Annotated in this window: 15 protein-coding genes; 8 read left to right on the top strand and 7 right to left on the bottom strand. The window is 72.0% G+C overall.

What is annotated here, in order from left to right; all coding sequences use genetic code 11:
• Window positions 1-98 precede the first annotated feature (98 nt).
• A complete protein-coding gene (locus tag AC5677_RS08135) occupies window positions 99-392 on the bottom strand; it encodes an alpha-amylase inhibitor (RefSeq protein WP_497194336.1) in 294 nt (97 codons plus the stop codon).
• Window positions 393-648: 256 nt separating this feature from the next.
• Between AC5677_RS08135 and AC5677_RS08130 the strand changes: the two genes are divergently transcribed.
• Window positions 649-3,468, top strand: a complete 2,820-nt coding sequence (locus AC5677_RS08130) for a DEAD/DEAH box helicase (RefSeq protein ID WP_497194335.1) — start codon at window positions 649-651, stop codon at window positions 3,466-3,468.
• A gap of 568 nt (window positions 3,469-4,036) precedes the next feature.
• Here the strand turns inward: AC5677_RS08130 and AC5677_RS08125 are convergent.
• Window positions 4,037-5,173 carry an LLM class flavin-dependent oxidoreductase gene (locus AC5677_RS08125; RefSeq protein WP_497194334.1) on the bottom strand — a complete coding sequence of 379 codons (1,137 nt, stop codon included), beginning with the start codon at window positions 5,171-5,173 and terminating at the stop codon, window positions 4,037-4,039.
• A 507-nt stretch (window positions 5,174-5,680) separates the two neighbouring features.
• On the opposite strand from AC5677_RS08125, the gene AC5677_RS08120 reads away from it, so the two are divergent.
• On the top strand, window positions 5,681-6,349 hold the full coding sequence (locus AC5677_RS08120; protein WP_497194333.1) for a MerR family transcriptional regulator: 669 nt from the start codon (window positions 5,681-5,683) through the stop codon (window positions 6,347-6,349).
• A gap of 93 nt (window positions 6,350-6,442) precedes the next feature.
• Here the strand turns inward: AC5677_RS08120 and AC5677_RS08115 are convergent, their stop codons facing one another.
• Together AC5677_RS08115 and AC5677_RS08110 are read right to left on the bottom strand one after the other, a co-directional pair.
• Entirely contained in the window at window positions 6,443-7,300 is an 858-nt protein-coding gene (locus tag AC5677_RS08115; RefSeq protein ID WP_497194332.1) for a siderophore-interacting protein, read from the bottom strand.
• Window positions 7,301-7,395: 95 nt separating this feature from the next.
• Window positions 7,396-8,310, bottom strand: a complete 915-nt coding sequence (locus AC5677_RS08110; protein ID WP_497196541.1) for a 5'-3' exonuclease — start codon at window positions 8,308-8,310, stop codon at window positions 7,396-7,398.
• 228 nt (window positions 8,311-8,538) lie between these two features.
• Between AC5677_RS08110 and AC5677_RS08105 the strand changes: the two genes are divergently transcribed.
• The 4 genes from AC5677_RS08105 (at window position 8,539) to AC5677_RS08090 (ending at window position 13,841) form a co-directional block, all read left to right on the top strand.
• Window positions 8,539-9,699, top strand: a complete 1,161-nt coding sequence (locus tag AC5677_RS08105; RefSeq protein ID WP_497194331.1) for a quaternary amine ABC transporter ATP-binding protein — start codon at window positions 8,539-8,541, stop codon at window positions 9,697-9,699.
• Window positions 9,692-12,301, top strand: coding sequence for an ABC transporter permease/substrate binding protein (locus AC5677_RS08100; RefSeq protein ID WP_497194330.1), 2,610 nt, complete (start codon window positions 9,692-9,694; stop codon window positions 12,299-12,301). The genes AC5677_RS08105 and AC5677_RS08100 overlap by 8 nt, the downstream gene beginning before the upstream one ends.
• 233 nt (window positions 12,302-12,534) lie before the next feature.
• Entirely contained in the window at window positions 12,535-13,029 is a 495-nt protein-coding gene (locus tag AC5677_RS08095; RefSeq protein ID WP_497194329.1) for a hypothetical protein, read from the top strand.
• A 65-nt stretch (window positions 13,030-13,094) separates the two neighbouring features.
• The gene (locus AC5677_RS08090; RefSeq protein ID WP_497194328.1) at window positions 13,095-13,841 is read left to right on the top strand and encodes a helical backbone metal receptor; all 747 of its coding nucleotides are present in this window, start codon (window positions 13,095-13,097) and stop codon (window positions 13,839-13,841) included.
• A gap of 58 nt (window positions 13,842-13,899) precedes the next feature.
• Here the strand turns inward: AC5677_RS08090 and AC5677_RS08085 are convergent, their stop codons facing one another.
• Window positions 13,900-15,063: a TDT family transporter gene (locus AC5677_RS08085; protein ID WP_497194327.1), complete on the bottom strand. Its 1,164-nt coding sequence runs from the start codon at window positions 15,061-15,063 to the stop codon at window positions 13,900-13,902.
• Between the two features lie 70 nt (window positions 15,064-15,133).
• Between AC5677_RS08085 and AC5677_RS08080 the strand changes: the two genes are divergently transcribed.
• Entirely contained in the window at window positions 15,134-16,066 is a 933-nt protein-coding gene (locus tag AC5677_RS08080) for a LysR family transcriptional regulator (protein WP_497194326.1), read from the top strand.
• A 3-nt stretch (window positions 16,067-16,069) separates the two neighbouring features.
• On the opposite strand, the gene AC5677_RS08075 is transcribed toward AC5677_RS08080, so the two are convergent.
• Together AC5677_RS08075 and AC5677_RS08070 are read right to left on the bottom strand one after the other, a co-directional pair.
• A complete protein-coding gene (locus tag AC5677_RS08075) occupies window positions 16,070-17,410 on the bottom strand; it encodes a uracil-xanthine permease family protein (protein ID WP_497194325.1) in 1,341 nt (446 codons plus the stop codon).
• Between the two features lie 3 nt (window positions 17,411-17,413).
• On the bottom strand, window positions 17,414-18,538 hold the full coding sequence (locus tag AC5677_RS08070) for an aryl-sulfate sulfotransferase (protein ID WP_497194324.1): 1,125 nt from the start codon (window positions 18,536-18,538) through the stop codon (window positions 17,414-17,416).
• Between the two features lie 137 nt (window positions 18,539-18,675).
• On the opposite strand from AC5677_RS08070, the gene AC5677_RS08065 reads away from it, so the two are divergent.
• On the top strand, window positions 18,676-19,230 hold the full coding sequence (locus AC5677_RS08065) for a helix-turn-helix domain-containing protein (protein WP_497194323.1): 555 nt from the start codon (window positions 18,676-18,678) through the stop codon (window positions 19,228-19,230).
• Window positions 19,231-19,267 lie beyond the last annotated feature (37 nt).

Here is a 19,267-nt window from a genome sequence, read left to right as displayed (position 1 = left end):
CGGACGCGAAGGAGGCGGGGAGCCCGAGGGCTCCCCGCCTCCTTTTCCGTGCGCCGGGCGCGGTGCGCTGGTGGTCCCGGCCCGTCAGCGTCGGCCCGTCAGCACTTCTTCAGGCCCTGGAGGGAGCCGGTGCCCCGGTAGTACAGGCTCTTGTTCGGCTTGATCGTGTGGCAGTCGCTGTCCGGCCACCAGCGCTCGGCCACCCGCACCCGGATCGACGACTTGCAGCCGTTGTGGATGTTCACCGCGTTCTTGCTCAGGTACCAGGTCGCGGTGACGCACTTGCCGAACTCCGAGCTCGCGGCGGCCGCCGGGCCGGCCGTGGCCATCGGGATCCCCACCGCGGTCACGGCGAGCGCCGCGGTCACCGTCGCAGCCTTGAACTTGTTCATCGTTCCCCTTCGTCACGGGGGCGTCCGCCCCCTGCCCTTCCGCCCGCGGCCGTCGCGCCTGGTCAGGGGCGTGACGTACGAAATCCGCGGTACATGCGAAATGATCTTGATGAGTATAAGCAGGCCATTTATGGGTGATCCAAACGGGTTTCGCCAGGTCCGGTCGGTACGGGCGATCCGGCCTCGGGCGGGCAGGTAAAGGAGCCGGATAATGATCCGGTCGTTGTCAGAGGTGGCCGGTAGGCTCGTAAGCACGATGACCGAGGACATGTCCCCTGCTGAGCGCTATGCCGCCGCCAAGCTCCGGGCGGCCGAGCAGGCCACCGCACTCGCCCCTTTCCGAGAGATGTACGACTTCGATCTGGACGCGTTCCAGCTCGAGGCGTGCAAGGCCCTGGAGGCCGGCAAGGGGGTGCTGGTCGCGGCACCCACCGGATCCGGCAAGACGATCGTCGGCGAATTCGCCGTCCACCTGGCCTTGGAGCAGGGCCGCAAATGCTTCTACACCACCCCGATCAAGGCGCTGTCCAACCAGAAGTACCAGGACCTGGTCAAGCGTTACGGAGCCGACAAGGTCGGCCTGCTGACCGGCGACAACAGCGTCAACTCCGAGGCGCCGGTGATCGTGATGACCACCGAAGTGCTGCGGAACATGCTCTATTCCGGCTCGCAGTCCCTGATAGGCCTCGGTTACGTGGTCATGGACGAGGTGCACTACCTCTCCGACCGCTTCCGCGGCGCCGTCTGGGAAGAGGTGATCATCCATCTTCCCGAGTCGGTGACGCTGGTGTCGCTTTCGGCCACGGTCTCCAACGCCGAGGAGTTCGGCGACTGGCTGGACACCGTCCGTGGTGACACCGAAGTGATCGTCGCCGAGCACCGGCCGGTGCCGCTGTGGCAGCACGTCCTGGCGGGCCGGCGGATGTACGACCTGTTCGAGGAGCGGGACGGCGGCCAGGGCGGCGGCCGCCGCGAGGTCAACCCCGACCTGGAGCGGCTGGCGCGGATGGAGAACAGCCGCCCGACGTTCGGCCGGGACAAGCGGCGCGGCCGCAACATGCGCGAGGCCGACCGCGAGCGCGAGCGCCGCCAGCGGGCCCGGATCTGGACGCCCAGCCGGCCCGAGGTGATCGACCGCCTCGACAACGAAGGCCTGCTGCCCGCGATCACCTTCATCTTCAGCCGCGCCGGCTGCGAGGCGGCCGTCCAGCAGTGCCTGGCGTCGGGCCTGCGGCTCAACGACCAGGAGGGCCGCGAGCGGGTCCGGCGGATAGTGGAGGCGCGGACGGCCGGTATTCCGGACGACGACCTCCATGTGCTGGGCTACTTCGAGTGGCTGGAGGGCCTGGAGCGGGGCATCGCGGCGCACCACGCCGGCATGCTGCCGACGTTCAAGGAGGTCGTCGAGGAGCTGTTCGTCCAAGGGCTGGTCAAGGCCGTCTTCGCGACCGAGACGCTCGCGCTGGGCATCAACATGCCCGCCCGGTCCGTGGTGTTGGAGAAGCTCGTCAAGTGGAACGGCGAGCAGCACGCCGACATCACCCCCGGCGAGTACACCCAGCTCACCGGGCGGGCGGGGCGCCGGGGCATCGACGTCGAGGGCCATGCGGTGGTGCTGTGGCAGCGCGGGATGAATCCGGGCGCGCTGGCCGGCCTCGCCGGTACGCGTACGTATCCGCTGCGGTCCTCCTTCAAGCCGTCGTACAACATGGCGGTCAACCTCGTCTCGCAGTTCGGGCGGCACCGTTCGCGGGAGCTGCTGGAGATGTCGTTCGCGCAGTTCCAGGCCGACAAGTCGGTGGTCGGGATCTCCCGGCAGGTGCAGAAGAACGAAGAGGGGCTGGCGGGTTACCGCGGCTCGATGACCTGTCACCTCGGCGACTTCGAGGAATACTCCCGGCTGCGGCGGGAGCTGAAGGACCGTGAGACGGAGCTCGCCAAGCAGGGCGCGGCGCAGCGGCGGGTGGCCGCCGCGGCGGCGCTGGAGAAGCTGAAGCCGGGCGATGTCATCCATGTGCCGACGGGCAAGTACGCCGGCCTGGCGCTGGTGCTGGATCCCGGTATGTCCTCGGGCCGTACGGACCGGCACCGCGGCTTCGATGCGCAGGACGGCCCGCGGCCGCTGGTGCTGACCGCCGAGCGGCAGGTCAAGCGGCTGGCCTCGATCGACTTCCCGGTGCCGGTCGCGCCGCTGGACCGGATGCGGATCCCCAAGTCCTTCAACGCCCGCAGCCCGCAGTCGCGCCGCGATCTGGCGTCCGCGCTGCGCACGAAGGCCGGTCATCTCGTGCCGTCGCGGCACCGCAAGCCCCGTTCGGAGGCGGCCGACGACCGCGAGATCGCCCGGCTGCGTACGGAGATCCGCGCGCATCCCTGCCACGGCTGCGCCGAGCGCGAGGACCACGCCCGCTGGGCCGAGCGCTACCACCGGCTGGCGCGGGACACCCGCCAGCTGGAGCGCCGTATCGAGGGCCGGACGAACACCATCGCCCGCACCTTCGACCGGATCTGCGCGCTGCTGACCGAGCTGGACTACCTGGAGGGCGACACCGTCACGGAAGAGGGCCGACGGCTGGCCCGGCTGTACGGCGAGCTGGATCTGCTGGCCAGCGAATGCCTGCGCGACGGCGTCTGGGAGGGGCTGGGCCCCGCCGAGCTGGCGGCCTGTGCGTCGGCGCTGGTGTTCGAGGCGCGGCAGGCGGACGATGCGGTGGCGCCGAAGCTACCGTCCGGCAAGGCCCGGGACGCGCTGGCGGAGATGGTCCGGATCTGGGGGCGGCTGGATGCCCTCGAGGAGGACCACAAGATCAACCAGGCGGAGGGCGTCGGCCAGCGCGAGCCGGACCTCGGCTTCGCGTGGGCCGCGTACCGCTGGGCCTCCGGCTTCGGCCTCGACGAGGTGCTCCGGGAGGCGGAGATGCCGGCCGGCGACTTCGTCCGCTGGTGCAAGCAGCTGATCGACGTCCTCGGTCAGATCGCGGCGGCCGCCCCGTCCGGCAGCTCGGTGGCCCGTGCGGCGCGCAAGGCGGTGGACGGGGTGCTGCGGGGCGTGGTGGCGTATTCGTCGGTGGGGTAGTCGGCGGGGCCGGTGACGGTGCTTGCTCTTCGTTGATGACGGTGCTCGCCTCCTGGTACGGGGGCGAGCACCGTCATGTGGTTTGGGGGGGTGGGCCGTTGGGGGGTGGGCCCTTAGGGGGGTGGCGAACAGATCCCGTAGGGGTTGCGGAAGCCCCCTGCGGGTCCACAACGCGGGGGCGCGGGGCGGTATTCCGGGGGGCGGGGGCATGGGATGTGGGCGGCGGGATGGTGGTCGGATCCGCCAGGGGCGGGGCGGTCGCCTGGCGGGGGTCGCCTGGTGGTCGCCCGGCGGCGGTCTGGCGGCGGTCGCCTGGCGATCTCCCGGCGACGGTCGCCCGGCGGTCTCCCGGCGGGGACCTGGCGACGGTCGCCCGGCGATCACCCGACGATCGCCCGGCGGGGGTCTGGCGGCGATCACCCGACGATCGCGCGGCGGGGACCTGGCGACGGTCGCCCGGCGATCACCCGGCGATCGCGCGGCGGGGACCTGGCGACGGTTGCCCGGCGGTCTCCCGGCGGTCTCCCGGCGGGGACCTGGCGCCGGCCGCCCTGCGGTCACCCGGCGATCACCCGGCGGGGACCTGGCGATCTGTGTCTCGTTCGGCGGAGGTCTGGCGCTCCGCATCCCGCTTGGCGACTTCCTCGCGGACGATCGGGATGACGTGGCGGCCGAAGTCGATCGCGTCGTCGAGCAGGTCGTAGCCGCGCGCGGAGATGATGTCCACGCCCAGGTCGTAGTAGTCCAGCAGGGCCTGCGCGACCGTCTCCGGCGTGCCGACCAGGGCGGTGGAGTTGCCGGCGCCGCCCGTTTCCGCGCTGGTCGGGGTCCATAGCGCCCGGTCGTGGCGCTCGCCCGCGGCGGCGGCCGCGAGCAGCCGCTGGGAGCCGGCGTTCTGCGGGTTCTTCAGTCCCTGATGGCGGTTGAGCGGCGCGCCCGCCTTGCGGGCCTTGATCCGTTCCAGGGTGCGGTGCGCCTTTTCCCAGGCCAGCTCCTCGGTCGGCGCGAGGATCGGCCGGAAGGCGACCTGGATCCGGGGGACATCGCTGCGGCCCGCCGCCCGTGCCGCCGCCTTGACCGAGGCGATCTGCTCGGCGGTCCCTGCCAGCGGCTCGCCCCACAGGCAGTAGATGTCCGCCTCGGCGCCGCCCGCCGCATACGCCGCGGCCGACGACCCGCCGAACGACACCTGCGGATGGGGCTGTTGGAGGGGGAAGGTGTCGGAGACGAAGTCGTGGAAGCGGTAGTGGGTGCCTTCGTGGTCGAAGGGCTCGTGGCTGGTCCAGATCTTCTTGACGATGCGGATGTACTCGCGGGTGCGCTCGTAGCGCTCGTCCTTGGAGAGCGTGTCGCCCTCGCGGCCCTGCTCGTGGTCGTTGCCGCCGGTGATGAAGTGCACGGCCAGCCGCCCGTCGCTGATCCGGTCCAGCGTGGCGAAGGTCTTCGCGGCGAAGGTGGGGTACGAGACGTTGGGGCGGTGGGCGACCAGCAGCTGCAGGGTCTCGGTGCGGGCGGCGATATAGGCGGCGGCGGGGGAGGGGTCGGGCGATCCGGAGGCGTAGGCGAACAGCACTCGGTCCCAGCCGTATTCCTCATGGGCGCGGGCGAGCTTGAGCGTGTAGTCCTTGTCGAAGGAGGCGCCGGAGCGGGGGGTGACTTCGGATCCGTCGTGGGTTGCGGCGATGCCGAGGAACTCGACAGGCATGGGGTGGCCTCGTCTTCTCGTAGATCATGCGGGGCATGCGCAGGAGGCATGCGAAGGGCGGCATGCAGGGGGTGACATATCAGGCATGCAAGGGGTGATGTGCGAAGGGCGGCATGTGCGGGCGGCGTGCGGGCGTACGGGAGGGGGGTACGGGAAGGCCCGGCGGAGCGCCGGGCGGAAGCCCCGGACGAAGCGCCGTACGGAAAAAGGAAAGCGCCCGCTACGGAGAAGTCAGCGGCAACAGGAGGCGGACCACACCCGACCGAAGTCGATGTGGTCGCGGGTGACCAGCCGCTGGAAAGGACGCATGGGATCAGTGGAACAAAGAGATGTATGCGCCGTCAACCAATACTTCCGGCGGGGCAGTTGGCGAAGGGGGTGCCGGAGGCGGGGCGGGCCGGCGAGGTGCACAGCCGACGCACGGACGGGGCACGGGGTCTCCCGCCGCCGACTGGATAGCCGGGCTATCTATCATGGCGGGGTGAAGTGGCGAGGAAGGGGCAGCGCATGCGCATCGGGGAACTGAGCCGGCAGACCGGCGTGGCGGTCCCGACGATCAAGTATTACGTGCGGGAAGGACTGCTCCCCGCGGGCCGCCTGACCAGCCCCAATCAGGCCAGCTACGACGACACCCATGTGGGCAGGCTGCGGCTGATCCGCGGGCTGATGGACGTCGGGGGGCTGTCCGTCTCGGCCGTCCGCGAGGTGCTGGCCGCCGTCGACTCGCCCGAGGAGTCGGTGCACAAGGTGCTGGGTGCGGCGCAGGAGGCCATCACTCCGGTGTCCGCGGGGGAGCCGGAGGGGCTGGCGGAGGCGCGGCGCACGGTCGCGGAGCTCGTACGCCGGCGGGGCTGGCAGGTCGGTCCGGACCATGTCTCGGCCGAGGCGATGGCCGTCGCGCTGGCCACCTTCCGGGGCATCGGGCACGGCTCCTTCGAGGAGGTGCTGGACGACTACGCCGAGGCGTGCGAGCGGATCGCGGCCGCGGATCTGGCGTTCGTGGGGCGCAACGCCGAGGTCGACACGCTGGTGGAGAGGGTCGTGGTGGGGACGGTGCTGGGCGATGCGGTGCTCAGCGCGATGCGGCGGCTGGCGCATGTGGACGGCTCGGCCCGCCGGTTCGACGAGGGTGCCCGCGCCGCCTCCGGAGGGACGGGGGCGGGGCCGGGGCGCTGAGGCCCGGCCCCGCCGGATGCGGCACGGGCCGGGGCGCCGGAGGCGGCGCGCTCGGTGCGGTGGTTCAGGACGCGGCGCGGCCCGTGCGGAGGTTCAGGACGCGGCCGCCGGGGCGGTTTCCTGTTCCGCCTCCACCCGCTGGTTCCAGTCGCGCTTGGAGGCCTGCCAGCCGTCCTCGTCGTGGCCGGTGCGCCAGTAGCCGGAGATGGACAGGGCCTCGCGGGGGATGTCGTGGTCGATGCGGAGCAGGCGGCGCAGTTCCTTGACGAACCCGGCCTCGCCGTGGACGAAGGCCTGCACCCGGCCCGGTGGGAACTCCCACCGCTGTACGGCGGCGACCAGTTCGCGGCCGACCGGGGCGGCCCCGCGGTGGAGCCAGGTGATCTCGGCGCCGGCCGGGGCGTCGAGCTCCTGGCGCTCCTCGGGCCCCGCCACCTCGATGAAGGCGTGCACCGGCGCGCCCGCGGGCATCCGCGCGAGCGAGGCCGCGATGGCCGGCAGGGCGCTCTCGTCGCCGGCCAGCAGATGCCAGTCGGCGTCGGCGGCCGGGGCGTAGGCGCCGCCGGGGCCGAGAAAGAGGATCTCGTCGCCGGGAGCGGCGGCGGCCGCCCACGGCCCGGCCAGTCCCTCGTCGCCGTGCACCACGAAGTCGAGGGTCAGTTCGCGGGCCGTGGGGTCCCAGGAGCGCACGGTGTACGTACGGGTCCTGGGCCACTGGTCGCGGGGGAGTTCGGCGCGGATGTGGGCCATGTCGAACGGCTCGGGGTAGCTGACCCCGGGCAGCGGGAACACCAACTTGACGTAGTGGTCGGTGTATTCGCCCGCCGTGAAGTTCCTCAGGCCGTCACCGCCCAGCACCACGCGCACCATGTGCGGAGTGAGCCGCTCGGTGCGCACCACCTGGGCGCGGTGCAGTGTGGGCTGTTTGCGGGCCGGACGCTCTGCTGCCACGACATTCCCCTGACGTGTTCGCCGGATGGATGGACCCGATCGGACGCGACCCCCGGTCGACGAGGTCGCGAATTAGGTATGCCTAACCTAACAGGTTACCGGTGGAGGGTGGCGAGCAATCGCTGCAAGGATCCGCCCAGGCCCCACTGCGCGGCGAGCGCTTCCAGCCGCTCCGGGTCGCCCGGCTCGGCGGGCAGGGTGTGATCGACGTCGGGAACCGGCACGTCGGTGGCCACGCGGACGACCTTCGGCGCGACGTCCAGGTACGGGCGCGCCTCGGTCAGGCGCTTGCGCTGGGTGGGGGTCAGCTTCGACGCCGGGTCGTCGGCGGCGGCCATGATGCCCGCCAGATCGCCGTAGGCGTCCAGCAGCTTGGCGGCGGTCTTCTCGCCGACGCCCGGCACGCCGGGCAGTCCGTCGCTGGGGTCGCCGCGCAGCAGCGCCAGATCGGCGTAGCCGGAGCCGTCCACGCCGTACTTCTCGCGCAGCAGCGCCCCGTCGGTGATCTGGAGGGTGCCGACGCCCTTGAGGGGGTACAGGACGCGGATGCCGCGCGCGTCGTCGACGAGCTGGAAGAGGTCGCGGTCGCCGGTGACGATGTCGACCGGGCCGTCCGCCCGCGCGGTCAGGGTGCCGATGACGTCGTCGGCCTCGTAGCCCGCGGCGCCGATCCGGGCGATTCCCAGCGCGTCCAGGACCTCCTCGATGACCGGGACCTGCGGGGAGAGGGTGTCGGGGATCTCTTCCTCGTCGGGCTCCCCGGAGGCGGCGGGCGCCTCCTCGGCGACCCGGTGCGCCTTGTACGACGGGATCAGCTCGACCCGCCACTGGGGCCGCCAGTCGAAGTCCATGCACGCGACCAGATCGTCGGGGTGGTGGTCCTGGACGAGCCGGGCGATGAAGTCCAGCAAACCGCGCACCGCGTTGACGGGAGTGCCGTCCGGGGATTTGACCGATTCCGGTACCCCGAAATAGGCGCGGAAGTACAAAGAGGCGGTGTCGAGGAGCATCAGGCGTCGAGTCACACCCCGCATGATGCCGTATGCCCCTTACCTCACACGGTTGTGATGTGGGACACCGTCTTGTTTGAGCCCCATAAAGACGGGCAGGCGCGCAGCCGGAGCGGACCTGGTAGGGAATTCAACTTTCACGCCGGGTGAGCCGGGCCGAACCCGTGCCGTTCCACGACCTGCCGGCGGGGGTGGCAGGTCGTTTCTCGTGCGACAAGAGAGGTCTATGTGTCCAGGCTGCAAGCCGAGCATCTGTACAAAGTGTTCGGCAGACGACCCGAGGACGCGGTCCGCAAGCTCGAAGACGGCGTCGGCCGTGACGATCTGCGGGCCGAAGGCACCACCGCCGCCGTGATCGATGCGTCGATAGAGGTGGACGAGGGCCAGATATTCGTCGTCATGGGTCTGTCCGGTTCCGGCAAGTCCACGCTGCTGCGCATGCTCAACGGGCTGCTGGAGCCGACCGCCGGCACCGTCCGGATCGATGGCCAGGACCTGACCTCTCTCAGCGGCAAGGAGCTGCGCAAGGTCCGCTCCGAGAAGATCTCCATGGTCTTCCAGCACTTCGCGCTCTTCCCGCACCGCAGCGTGCTGGAGAACGCCGCCTACGGCCTCGAGGTGCAGGGCGTACCGCGCGCCGAGCGCGAACGGCGGGCCACCGAGGCGCTCGAACTCACCGGGCTCAAGGGCTGGGAGAAGTCCTGGCCCGACGAGCTCTCCGGCGGTATGCAGCAGCGCGTGGGCCTGGCCCGTGCGCTGGCCACCGACGCCGATCTGCTGCTGATGGACGAGTCCTTCAGCGCGCTCGACCCGCTGATCCGCCGCGATATGCAGGACCAGCTGCTGGAGCTGCAGAAGACGCTGAAGAAGACCATCGTCTTCATCACCCACGACCTCAACGAGGCCATGCGGCTCGGCGACAGGATCGCGGTGATGCGCGACGGGCGGATCGTGCAGACCGGCACCGCCGAGGACATCCTCGTGCGCCCGGCCAACGACTACGTCGCCTCCTTCATCCAGGACGTCGACCGCACCCGGGTGCTGACCGCCGGCGCGATCATGGACGAGGTCGGCACCGTGCTCGGCATGACGACCGACGACGGCAAGAAGCTCGCCACCGCGGCGGAGTTCCAGGCCGCGTCGCCCGCCACCGCCGACGTGGACACCCCCCTCGTCGAGCTCTTCACCCCCTGCTCGACCAGCACCGTCCCGGTCGCCGTCACCGACGAGCAGGGCAAGCTGATCGGCGCCGTCCCCGTCGCCCGGCTGCTCGGCGTCCTCGGCGAGTCCGCCCACGAGGACCCGGCCACCGATGCCCCCGACGGGTCCGCGGACGCCACCACGCCCCTCACCAAGAAGACCGAGGGCAAGGTGATCGCCGGTGCCTAGGATCCCCGTGGGCAGCTGGGTCAGCGACGGCGTCGACTGGCTCCGGGACAACCTCAGCTGGCTCTTCGACTTCGTCACCCACATCCTGAACGGCTTCTACAGCGCGATCCACACGGTCCTCGCCGCGCCCGCGCCGCTCATCCTCGTCGGCATCCTCGCCGTCATCGCCTGGTGGCTGCGCGGACTGCCGGCCGCCGTGTTCACCTTCCTCGGCTTCGCGCTGATCATCTCCATCGAGCAATGGGACGAGACCGTCTCCTCGCTGTCGCTGGTGCTGGTGGCCTGCCTCATCACGATCGCGGTCGCCATCCCGCTGGGCATCCTGGCGGCCCGCAGCCGCGCCGTCGGCGGCGCGCTGCGCCCGGTCCTGGACCTGATGCAGACGATGCCCGCGATGGTCTACCTGATCCCCGGCATCCTCTTCTTCGGCCTCGGTGTCGTCCCCGGCATCGTGTCGACCATCGTCTTCGCCATGCCGCCCGCGGTCCGCATGACCGAGCTGGGCATCCGGCAGGTCGACGAGGAACTGGTCGAGGCCGCCGAGGCGTTCGGCACCCACCCGCGGCGCACCCTCTTCCGCGTGCAGCTGCCGCTGGCGCTGCCCACGATCATGGCCGGTGTCAACCAGGTCATCATGCTCGCGCTGTCCATGGTCGTCATCGCCGGCATGGTCGGCGGCGGCGGTCTGGGCGGCTCCGTCTACAACGGCATCAGCTCCGTCGATGTGGCGCTGGGCTCCGAGGCCGGCCTCGCGGTCGTCATCCTCGCCATGTACCTGGACCGGATGACCGGCGCGCTCAACCAGCGGGTCTCCCCGCTCGGGCGGCGCGCCCTGGCCAAGGCGCAGTCCGCGCTCGGCGGATGGAAGTTCCTCCAGTGGAAGCCCGCCACCTCCGTGGCGATGGTCGGCGTGATCGTGCTGGCGCTGCTCGCCGGCGGGATGAACTTCATGGGCAAGGACAGCGGCGGCGCCGGCGGCACCACCGACGGCAAGGGCCGTCCGGTCAGCCTCGGCTACGTCAACTGGGACGAGGGCAAGGCCACCACGTACCTGTGGAAGGAAATCCTCGAACAGCGCGGCTACAAGCCCAGGGTCCAGGCCCTGGAGGCCGGTCCGCTGTTCGCCGGGCAGGCTCGCGGTGACATCGACGTCCAGACCAACGCCTGGCTGCCGACGACGCACGCCGCGTACTGGAAGAAGTACCAGGACAAGCTGGAGGACCTGGGCGCCTGGTACGACAAGACGTCGCTGGAGATCGCGGTCCCCTCGTACATGAAGGACCTCACGTCCCTCGACGACCTCAAGGGCAAGGGCGGCGAGTTCGGCGGCAAGATCACCGGAATCGAGCCCGGCGCCGGCGAGATGAAGATCCTCAAGGACAAGGTCCTCAAGGACTACGGCCTGGGCGGCGAGTACAAGGTGCAGGAGTCCAGCACCTCCGCGATGCTCACCGAACTGGACCGCGCCATCCACGCCAAGAAGCCGATCGCGGTCACGCTGTGGTCCCCGCACTGGGCCTACAACAAGTACAAGCTCACCAAGCTGAAGGACCCCAAGGGCTCGTTCGGCTCCGGTGACAGCCTGCACATGCTGGGCCGCAAGGGCTTCGCCAAGGACGAGCCGCAGGTCGCCGGGTGGATGAAGAACTTCCACCTGGACGAGAAGCAGCTCACCAGCCTGGAGGACGACGTCAAGACCGCCGGCGTCGGCCATGAGCAGGAGGGCGTGCGCACCTGGCTCAAGAAGAACCCGGGCCTGGTCAACAAGCTCGCCCCGTCCGCCCACGCCACGTACGCCAAGGGCAAGGACGCCGGCAAGGCGCCGAACATCGGCTACCCCGCGTGGGACGAGGGCATCGCCACCACCTACCTGTGGAAGAACATCCTCGAGAAGCGCGGCTACAAGCCGAACATCCGCAACCTCGACGTCGGCCCGATGTGGACCGGCCTGTCGACGGGGCAGATCGACGTCGAGACCGACGGCTGGCTGCCGGTCGCGCAGAAGCAGTACTGGGACAAGTACAAGAAGGACGTCGTCGACGGCGGCGCCTGGTACGACAAGACGTCGCTGGAGATCGCGGTGCCGTCCTACGTCAAGGGCGTCAAGACCATGGACGATCTGCGCGAGCACAAGGACGAGTTCAAGGGCAAGATCATCGGCATCGAGCCGGGCACCGGTGAGATGAAGCGCCTGCACGATGTCGTCCAGCCCGCCTACGGACTGAAGGACTTCCAGGTCACCGAGGCCGGCACCGGCGCCATGCTCACCGAGCTGGAGCGGGCCTACGCCAAGAAGGAGCCCATCGCGGTCGTCCTGTGGTCCCCGCACTGGGCGTACAGCAAGTACAAGCTCACCAAGCTCGAGGACCCCAAGGGCACCTGGGGCGCCAACAACCAGATCAAGACGGTCGCGAACAAGAGCTTCCCGAAGAAGTTCCCGGAGTTCGCCGGCTGGCTCAAGAACTGGAAGATGACGCCCGACCAGCTCGGCAGCCTGGAGAAGGACATCCAGGACGCCGGCAAGGGCCATGAGAACCAGGGCGTCGAGAAGTGGATCGCCGACCACCCCGGCATCGTCGACAAGATGGCGCCGGTGAAGTGACCGCACCGCCCTTCCCCGCGGACCCCGCCCCCGGCAGCAGCCGGGCGGCGGGGTCCGCCGTTTCGCCCGCCACCTGCCCGCCGTCCGGCACGCGACGGCTCGCCCTGGAATGGAGTACCGCCTCCACCTGTCGGCCCCGCCCGCGTCGCGACCTGGTGCGGGCAGTGATTCGCTCCCCTTGTGCCGGTCTTGCCGCGCGGCCGCCGAAGCCGCGGCCGGCGCAGGAGGCGACCGTGAACCCTGTACGTACCGCCGCCGTCGCCCTGGCCGGCGCAGCCGTTCTGGGATGTGCCGCGCCGGCCGCGGCGGCGCTGGTCGAGCCGGACCCGATGGCGGCCGGGCAGCGCGTGAGCGTCAGCGACGGCCGGCGGTGCGCGGTGGACCGGGGTGCCACGGCCGCCTCGCCCCTCTTCGGCTCGGTGGTCCTCGAGCCGGCCGCGCGCGGGATGGCGGCCGATACGACCGTGCACCGGAGCGCCACGCCCGGCCACTACCGGGTCACCGTCGACTGCGGGAGCGGCGGCGGGAAGTTCAGCGAGACCGTGACCGTACGCGACGGGCGGGTCGACGGGGTCAACGCCAGCCAGGCGGCCGGCGGGCTGGCGCTGCTGGCGCTGGCGGGCGGCGCCGCCTATCTGCTCCGGCGCAACGCCCACGCCAACGCCCGTGCCCATGCCCATGCCCGTGCCCGTGCCGGCGTGGACTCCGGCACCAACACCCGTTCCTGACCGGCCGGTTCCGGGGCGGCGCGCGTTCTCGGCGGGCGCCGGCCCCGGCCGCGTACCGTGGACGGATGACCCCTCAGCTCCCCGGCGGCCCCGTCCGGCGCGTGGTGTCCCTGGTGCCCTCCCTCACCGAGGCGGTGGCGGCCACCGCGCCCGAGCTGCTGGTCGGCGCCACCGACTGGTGCAGCCACCCCGCCGGGCTCGACGTCATCCGCATCGGCGGCACCAAGAACCCCGACACCGCCCGGATCGCGGCCCTCGCGCCCGACCTCGTGATCGCCAACGAGGAGGAGAACCGCCCGCCGGACCTGGCCACGCTGCGGGCCGCCGGGCTGACCGTCCACGTCACCGAGATCCGCACCCTCGACCAGGCACTGCGCGAGCTGGACCGGTTGCTGGTGCGCGGCTGCGGACTGCCCCGGCCCGACTGGCTGGACGCGGCCGAGGCCGCCTGGCGGGACCTGCCCGCCGGGGCGGAGCGCCGGTCCGCGGTGGTGCCGATCTGGCGGCGGCCGTGGATGGTGCTGGGGCGGGACACCTTCGCCGGTGATCTGCTCGCCCGGCTCGGCGTGCGCAATGTCTACGCAGGCCACGCCGACCGCTACCCCCGTATCCCCCTCGACGAGCTGAACGCCACCGGCGCCGATCTCGTCGTGCTGCCCGACGAGCCGTACCGCTTCACCGCCGACGACGGGCCCGAGGCGTTCCCCCGGCTGCCCGCCGCGCTGGTCAGCGGGCGCCATCTGACCTGGTACGGCCCGTCGTTGGCGCAGGCCGCCGGGTCGCTGGCGGGGGCGCTGGCGGCGGCGCGGTGACCAGGGCCTGTCCGATGGGTCATGGCCGGGCGCGCGGCGCCGACCCGTCGGAAAGGCCCTACCGCGCCGCGGGCTGCGGGCTCGGCGGCGCCAGGAGCTGCCCGCGGGCCAGGCCGAGCCCGGTGCGGGTGGCGGTCACCGCCACCGCCGTCACCAGGACGGCGAACAGCGCCACCGCCAGCCAGGTGTACGCGGCGAGTCCGGTGTGCCGGGCGAGCCCCGCGGCCCCGGTGACGCAGGTGCCGACCGGGAAGGTGAAGCCCCACCAGGTCATCGCGAAGCCCATGCCGTTACGGAACGCCCGCACCACCATCGCCGCGGCGATCGCCAGCCACAGCAGAGCGAAGCCCATCACGGGCACGCCGTACAGGACGGCGAACGCGCCCATGGCGTGTGCGGAGGAGGCGGCGACGACCCCGGGGGCGGCGTCGGCGAGGTTGTGCACGGCGGTGGTGGACTGGCCCAGCGGGCCGAGGACGAGGAGCAGCGTCGGGGTCAGCGCGAGCGGCAGCGGACCGTGGTGGAACAGCCGGGCCAGGACGAGCGGCAGCACCAGCAGCGTCGCCAGCAGCGACATCCCGAACATCGCGTAGCAGCCCAGCAGCATCGCCGCCCGCCACTGCCCGGCCGGCAGATGCGGTATCAGGGCCGGCCCGGTCGCCGCCGCCACCATCGGCGCGACCAGCGGCAGGATCCACGCCGGTGCGGCGCTGCCCGCCTCGATGCGGTGCCTGGTGATCATCAGATACGGGATACCGGCGGCGACCACCAGCCCGACGAGGGTGCCCGCGGTCCACAGCACGCCGTCGGCGGCGAGCGCGGCCCCGGCGCCCAGTACGTCCCGGCCCACCGCGAGGGTGCCGGCGCCGACCGCGAGCAGCGCCATCGACAGGCACCCGTAGAACGGCGCGACGGCCGGGTCCAGCAGATGCAGCCGGGCCTGGTCGCGGTGCCGGACCCAGTGGACGGTCCGGGCGCCCAGCAGCGTCACCAGCATCAGCGCCGACAGCGCCCAGACGACCGTGTACGCGCCGCGCAGCCCCGGTGCCCGCAGCGGCAGGGCCGCACCGGCGTTGGCGACGATCGCGGTGCCCATCACCGCGGCGTACCAGTTCGGGCCGAGATGACGGACGGAGGGGCGGGGGCGGCGGGCGGAGGCGGTGCCGCGGGTGCCGGGGGCGGCGTCCGTGGCCGGCGAAGGTGCTTGCGCGGTGAGGCTCATGAGACGAGCGTCGCCGTACCGGGCCGCGCCCACCAGGGACATTGCGTCTATGAGGGCATAAGCTGGGTTTATGGGCAACGAAGAGTCCGGACCCGCCGCCGTACCCCTCGCGCACCGGGTCCCGGACCTCGGCGCGCTGGAGCTGCTGCTCGCCGTCGCCCGGCTCGGCAGCCTGGGGCGGGCCGCCCGCGCGACGGGCATCACCCAGCCCGCCGCCAGCAGCCGCATCCGCTCGATGGAACGGCAGCTCGGCGTGGCCCTGGTGGAACGCTCACCGCGCGGCTCCCGGCTCACCGACGCCGGGGTGCTGGTCACGGACTGGGCGCGGCGGGTGGTGGAGGCGGCCGAGGCGTTCGACGCGGGCGCGCAGGCGCTGCGCGGGCGCCGCGACTCCCGGCTGCGGGTCGCCGCCAGCATGACCATCGCCGAATATCTGCTGCCCGGCTGGCTGATCGCGCTGCGCACCCAGCGCCCGGACACCGCCGTGTCGCTGATCGCGGGCAACTCCAGCGTGGTCGCCGAACGGCTGCTGGCGGGCGAGGCCGACCTCGGTTTCGTCGAGGGCCTTCAGGTGCCGGCGGGGCTGGACGGCGCGGTCATCGGCCACGACCGGCTGATCGTGGTCGCCGCCCCCGGCCACCGCTGGTCCAGGCGGCGTACGGAGCTGACCGCCGCCGAACTGGCCGCCACCCCGCTGATCCTGCGCGAACGCGGCTCCGGCACCCGCCAGGTGCTGGACGCGGCACTCGCCCGCTACGGCGGCCTGGCGCAGCCCCTGCTCGAACTCGCCTCCACCACCGCGGTCAAGGCCGCCGTGGTCAGCGAGGCCGCGCCCTCCGTCGTCAGCGAACTCGCCGTCGGGGAGGAGCTGACCGCCCGCCGGCTGGTGCAGATCCCGGTCCAGGACCTGCGCCTCGGGCGGGATCTGCGGGCCGTCTGGCCGACCGGTCAGCGCCCCGCCGGTCCGGCCCGGCAGCTGCTGGGGCTGACGCAGGGGTCCTGAGGCTCAGCGCGGCGGCCCGGCGAGCGAAGCGGGCCGCGCCGCGTCCGGCGCATCCGCCGCCCGCCGTCCGAAGAGCGCCGACAGCACGATCGCCGTCAGGGCGGCGGCCGGCACCCCGCTGCCGAACAGCGTGCGGGCCCAGCCGGGCAGCGGTGCGTACAACTGCGGGGCCAGGACGGGCAGCAGCCCCGCCAGCAGGGTGAGCGCGACGACGGTGGAGGCGGCGCGGTCGGCGAGGTCGGTACGGCGGAGCATGCCGATGCCCATGGCCGCGATCACCGCGTAGATCACCAGGGCCGCGCCGCCGACCACCGGGGTGGGCAGCGCGGCGAGCAGCCGGGTGACCGGCGCGAACAGACCGCTCAGCACGAGCAGGGCACCGGCCGCGGCGGTCACGAACCGGCTGCGGACACCGGTGAGCTGAACGATGCCGATGTTCTCCGCGCTGGTCACCATCACCGGCCCGCCGAGCAGCCCGGCGCCCAGCGAGGTGAGGGCATCCGCGCGGGCGGTGCGCGGGACATCGCGCGCCGGGTCGGGAGTACGGCCCACCGCCTCGCTGTTGAGGACGGTCTGCCCGGTCGCCTCGGCGAGCGAGGCGAGCGCGAAGACCATCAGGGGCAGCGCGGCCAGCAGGTCGAAGTGCGGGACGCCGTACGGGAGCAGCCGCGGCAGGGCCAGCACCGCATCGCCCGGGACGGTACGGAAGGCACCGCCGCCGCCGAGCGCGGCGACGGCGGTGCCGGCCACCATGCCGATCAGCACCGACAGCTGCCGCCAGACCCCGCGCAGCAACAGGAAGCACAAGGTGGTCGCGGCAATGGTGACCAGCGCCAGCCGGCGCCCCGCGACCGCCATGGGCGCCGCGACATGGACCATGTTGACGCCGATGACCAGCACCGTCGCGCCCATCACCAGCGGCGGGAAGAACCGCAGCAGCCGCCCGTACAGCGGCAGTACGGCCAGCAGCAGCGCGGCCGCGAGGAGAACGGACCCCGAGGCGGTGGCGGCGCCGTGGGCATGGGCGATCTCCAGGAAGATGGCCACCGCCGCGCCGCCCGGCAGCATCATGAACGGCAGCCGGGCCCCGGTCCCGAGCACTCCGAAGGACTGGAGCAGCGCCCCGGCCCCGCACAGCACCAGGGTGGCGCTGAGCAGGGACGCGGTGCGGGCGGGCGGCAGATGCAGACCGGCCGCGATCAGGAAGACCGAGGAGACGGGCGCCGCGATCATCGCGAGGACGTGCTGCGCGGCCAGCGGCAGCAGCCGGGACAGCGGCAGCCGCTGGTCCACGGCGGGCGTGGCGGGCACGACGGGCGTGGGGGTTCCCGGGGCGGCGGCCATCGGTCACACCCGCCGCTTCAGCCAGGGCAGTTGCCCGGCGTCATAGCGGTAGGCGCGGAAGACCGCGTTGTTCAGCGACGGGAAGAGCGTGCCGACCTCGGGCTCGCGGTAGCTCCCGAACTCCGGGACGACGTACTCCCAGCACAGCAGCCCGTCCGCCGTCACCTCGAAGAGCCGCCCGGCGGGGGAGTCGGTGATCAGGGTGTTGCCGTTGGGCAGCCGCTGGGCGCTGCCCATGAACGGTGCGAAGAACGCCTCGCGCGCCGGGTCGTGGTACTCCCACACCACCTTGCCGGACGGCCGCTCCACCTCGATGACGCGGGAGAACGGCACATCGTGGCCGGGCCGGAAGACGCCGTTGTCGAAGATCAGGATGTTGCCGTCGGGCAGCTCGGTGGGGTGGTGCTGCTGGGAGACCAGTCCCGGCTCGGTACGCCACAGGATCTCCCCGCTCTCCCGGCTGATGACGATCACCGCGGAGACGCTGCGCAGGCTGGCCAGGATGTTGCCGTCGGCGAGCGGGAGGACGGAGTTGATCAGCGGCCAGTGTTCGCGGGAGTAGTCGGGGTGCAGGGCGTACTCATCGCGGTCGAGGTGGTCGGCGACCCGCCAGGACCACAGCAGCCGGCCGTCCGCGTCGACCTCGCGGATGGTGTCGGCGTACACCGTGCCGCCGGCCGCCTCCGATCCGGCCACGCCGCCGCGTACCGCCGCCGCCCGCGCGCCGGTCAGCGGCTCCAGCGCGGTGTAGAGGATCCGCCCGTCGCCGTAGTGGTGCGCGTCGTGGTGCTGGAGCGGATCGGTGAACTCCCGCAGCACCGTCCCCTGCGGATCGATCTCCTGCATCAGCCCGCCCCGGTACTTGTGCCACATCGGGAACAGTGCGTCCTGGTCCGGGAGGGTGGCGTTGTAGGCGAGGTTGCCGTTCGGCAGGATGCGGGCGTGGCGTCCGGGGCGGTGCGGCAGCCGCCAGCGGTGCGCGACGGTGCCGTGGAGGTCGATGAGCAGCACCTCGCCGCCGCCGGTGAGCGGAGCATAGAGGGTGTAGCCGGCGAAGGCGGCCTGTTCGTCGAGGGCGATCAGGCCGGTGCCGCGGCGGCGGCGTGTGTTTTGATCGACTGCGGTCATGATGATTCCCCTGGTCAAGCGTGATGTCGAAGATCGCGGAGCTTGAACTCGTCAAACTTTGTTTGATGGGATCAAACAGCGTAGACGCTAGGGGCGCGGTGTTGCAGACCTGTGAACGCAGCAATAAGGAGCGGGCGATGAGCGAGGCGGCGGACACTCCCCGGGTCGGGGCGGGGGTGCGCAGACGGCGCCGCGCCCTGGAGATCACGCTGGCCGAACTCGCCCGCCGCACGGGGCTGTCCGCCCCCTTCCTCAGCCAGGTCGAGAACGACCGCGCCCGCCCCAGCATGCGCTCGCTCCAGAAGATCGCCGATGCGCTGGAGACCACCGCGGTCCGCCTCCTGGCCGCCGCCGACGGCCCCCGTACGGTCGATGTCGTCCGCGCCGGTTCCCCGGCCGTCCCCGAGGACGGCGAGCACGGCCGGGTGCGCCCCCTGGTCCGCGGCCGGCAGCAGCTGCACGCCCTGGAGTTCACCGGGCGGCACGACTGGCAGCGCGAATTCCGCCATCCGCACGACGAGTTGATGTACGTCATCGAGGGCTGCGTGGAGGCCGAGGCCGAGGGCACCCGCCACCGGCTCGGTCCGGGCGACACCTTCTACTGCTCCGGCGGCGTCACCCACCGCTGGCGCTCCCTCGTACCGGAGAGCCGGGTCCTGCTGGTCGGGGTGGCGGACGACTTCCGGGGTTAGGGTCTGCGGGGCGCGGCCGGGCCCGCGGGCGGCCGCC

It is taken from the genome of Streptomyces sp. JLSY215, assembly GCF_059682825.1.
This window is presented reverse-complemented; position numbering and strand designations above follow the sequence as displayed.

Excerpts from the sequence above, each read along its gene's own strand:
- AC5677_RS08135 (WP_497194336.1), bottom strand. The coding sequence starts at position 392 with ATGAACAAGTTCAAGGCTGCGACGGTGACCGCGGCGCTCGCCGTGACC.
- AC5677_RS08130 (WP_497194335.1), top strand. The coding sequence starts at position 649 with ATGACCGAGGACATGTCCCCTGCTGAGCGCTATGCCGCCGCCAAGCTC.
- AC5677_RS08125 (WP_497194334.1), bottom strand. The coding sequence starts at position 5,173 with ATGCCTGTCGAGTTCCTCGGCATCGCCGCAACCCACGACGGATCCGAA.
- AC5677_RS08120 (WP_497194333.1), top strand. The coding sequence starts at position 5,681 with ATGCGCATCGGGGAACTGAGCCGGCAGACCGGCGTGGCGGTCCCGACG.
- AC5677_RS08110 (WP_497196541.1), bottom strand. The coding sequence starts at position 8,310 with ATGCTCCTCGACACCGCCTCTTTGTACTTCCGCGCCTATTTCGGGGTA.
- AC5677_RS08090 (WP_497194328.1), top strand. The coding sequence starts at position 13,095 with ATGACCCCTCAGCTCCCCGGCGGCCCCGTCCGGCGCGTGGTGTCCCTG.
- AC5677_RS08085 (WP_497194327.1), bottom strand. The coding sequence starts at position 15,063 with ATGAGCCTCACCGCGCAAGCACCTTCGCCGGCCACGGACGCCGCCCCC.
- AC5677_RS08080 (WP_497194326.1), top strand. The coding sequence starts at position 15,134 with ATGGGCAACGAAGAGTCCGGACCCGCCGCCGTACCCCTCGCGCACCGG.
- AC5677_RS08075 (WP_497194325.1), bottom strand. The coding sequence starts at position 17,410 with ATGGCCGCCGCCCCGGGAACCCCCACGCCCGTCGTGCCCGCCACGCCC.
- AC5677_RS08070 (WP_497194324.1), bottom strand. The coding sequence starts at position 18,538 with ATGACCGCAGTCGATCAAAACACACGCCGCCGCCGCGGCACCGGCCTG.
- AC5677_RS08065 (WP_497194323.1), top strand. The coding sequence starts at position 18,676 with ATGAGCGAGGCGGCGGACACTCCCCGGGTCGGGGCGGGGGTGCGCAGA.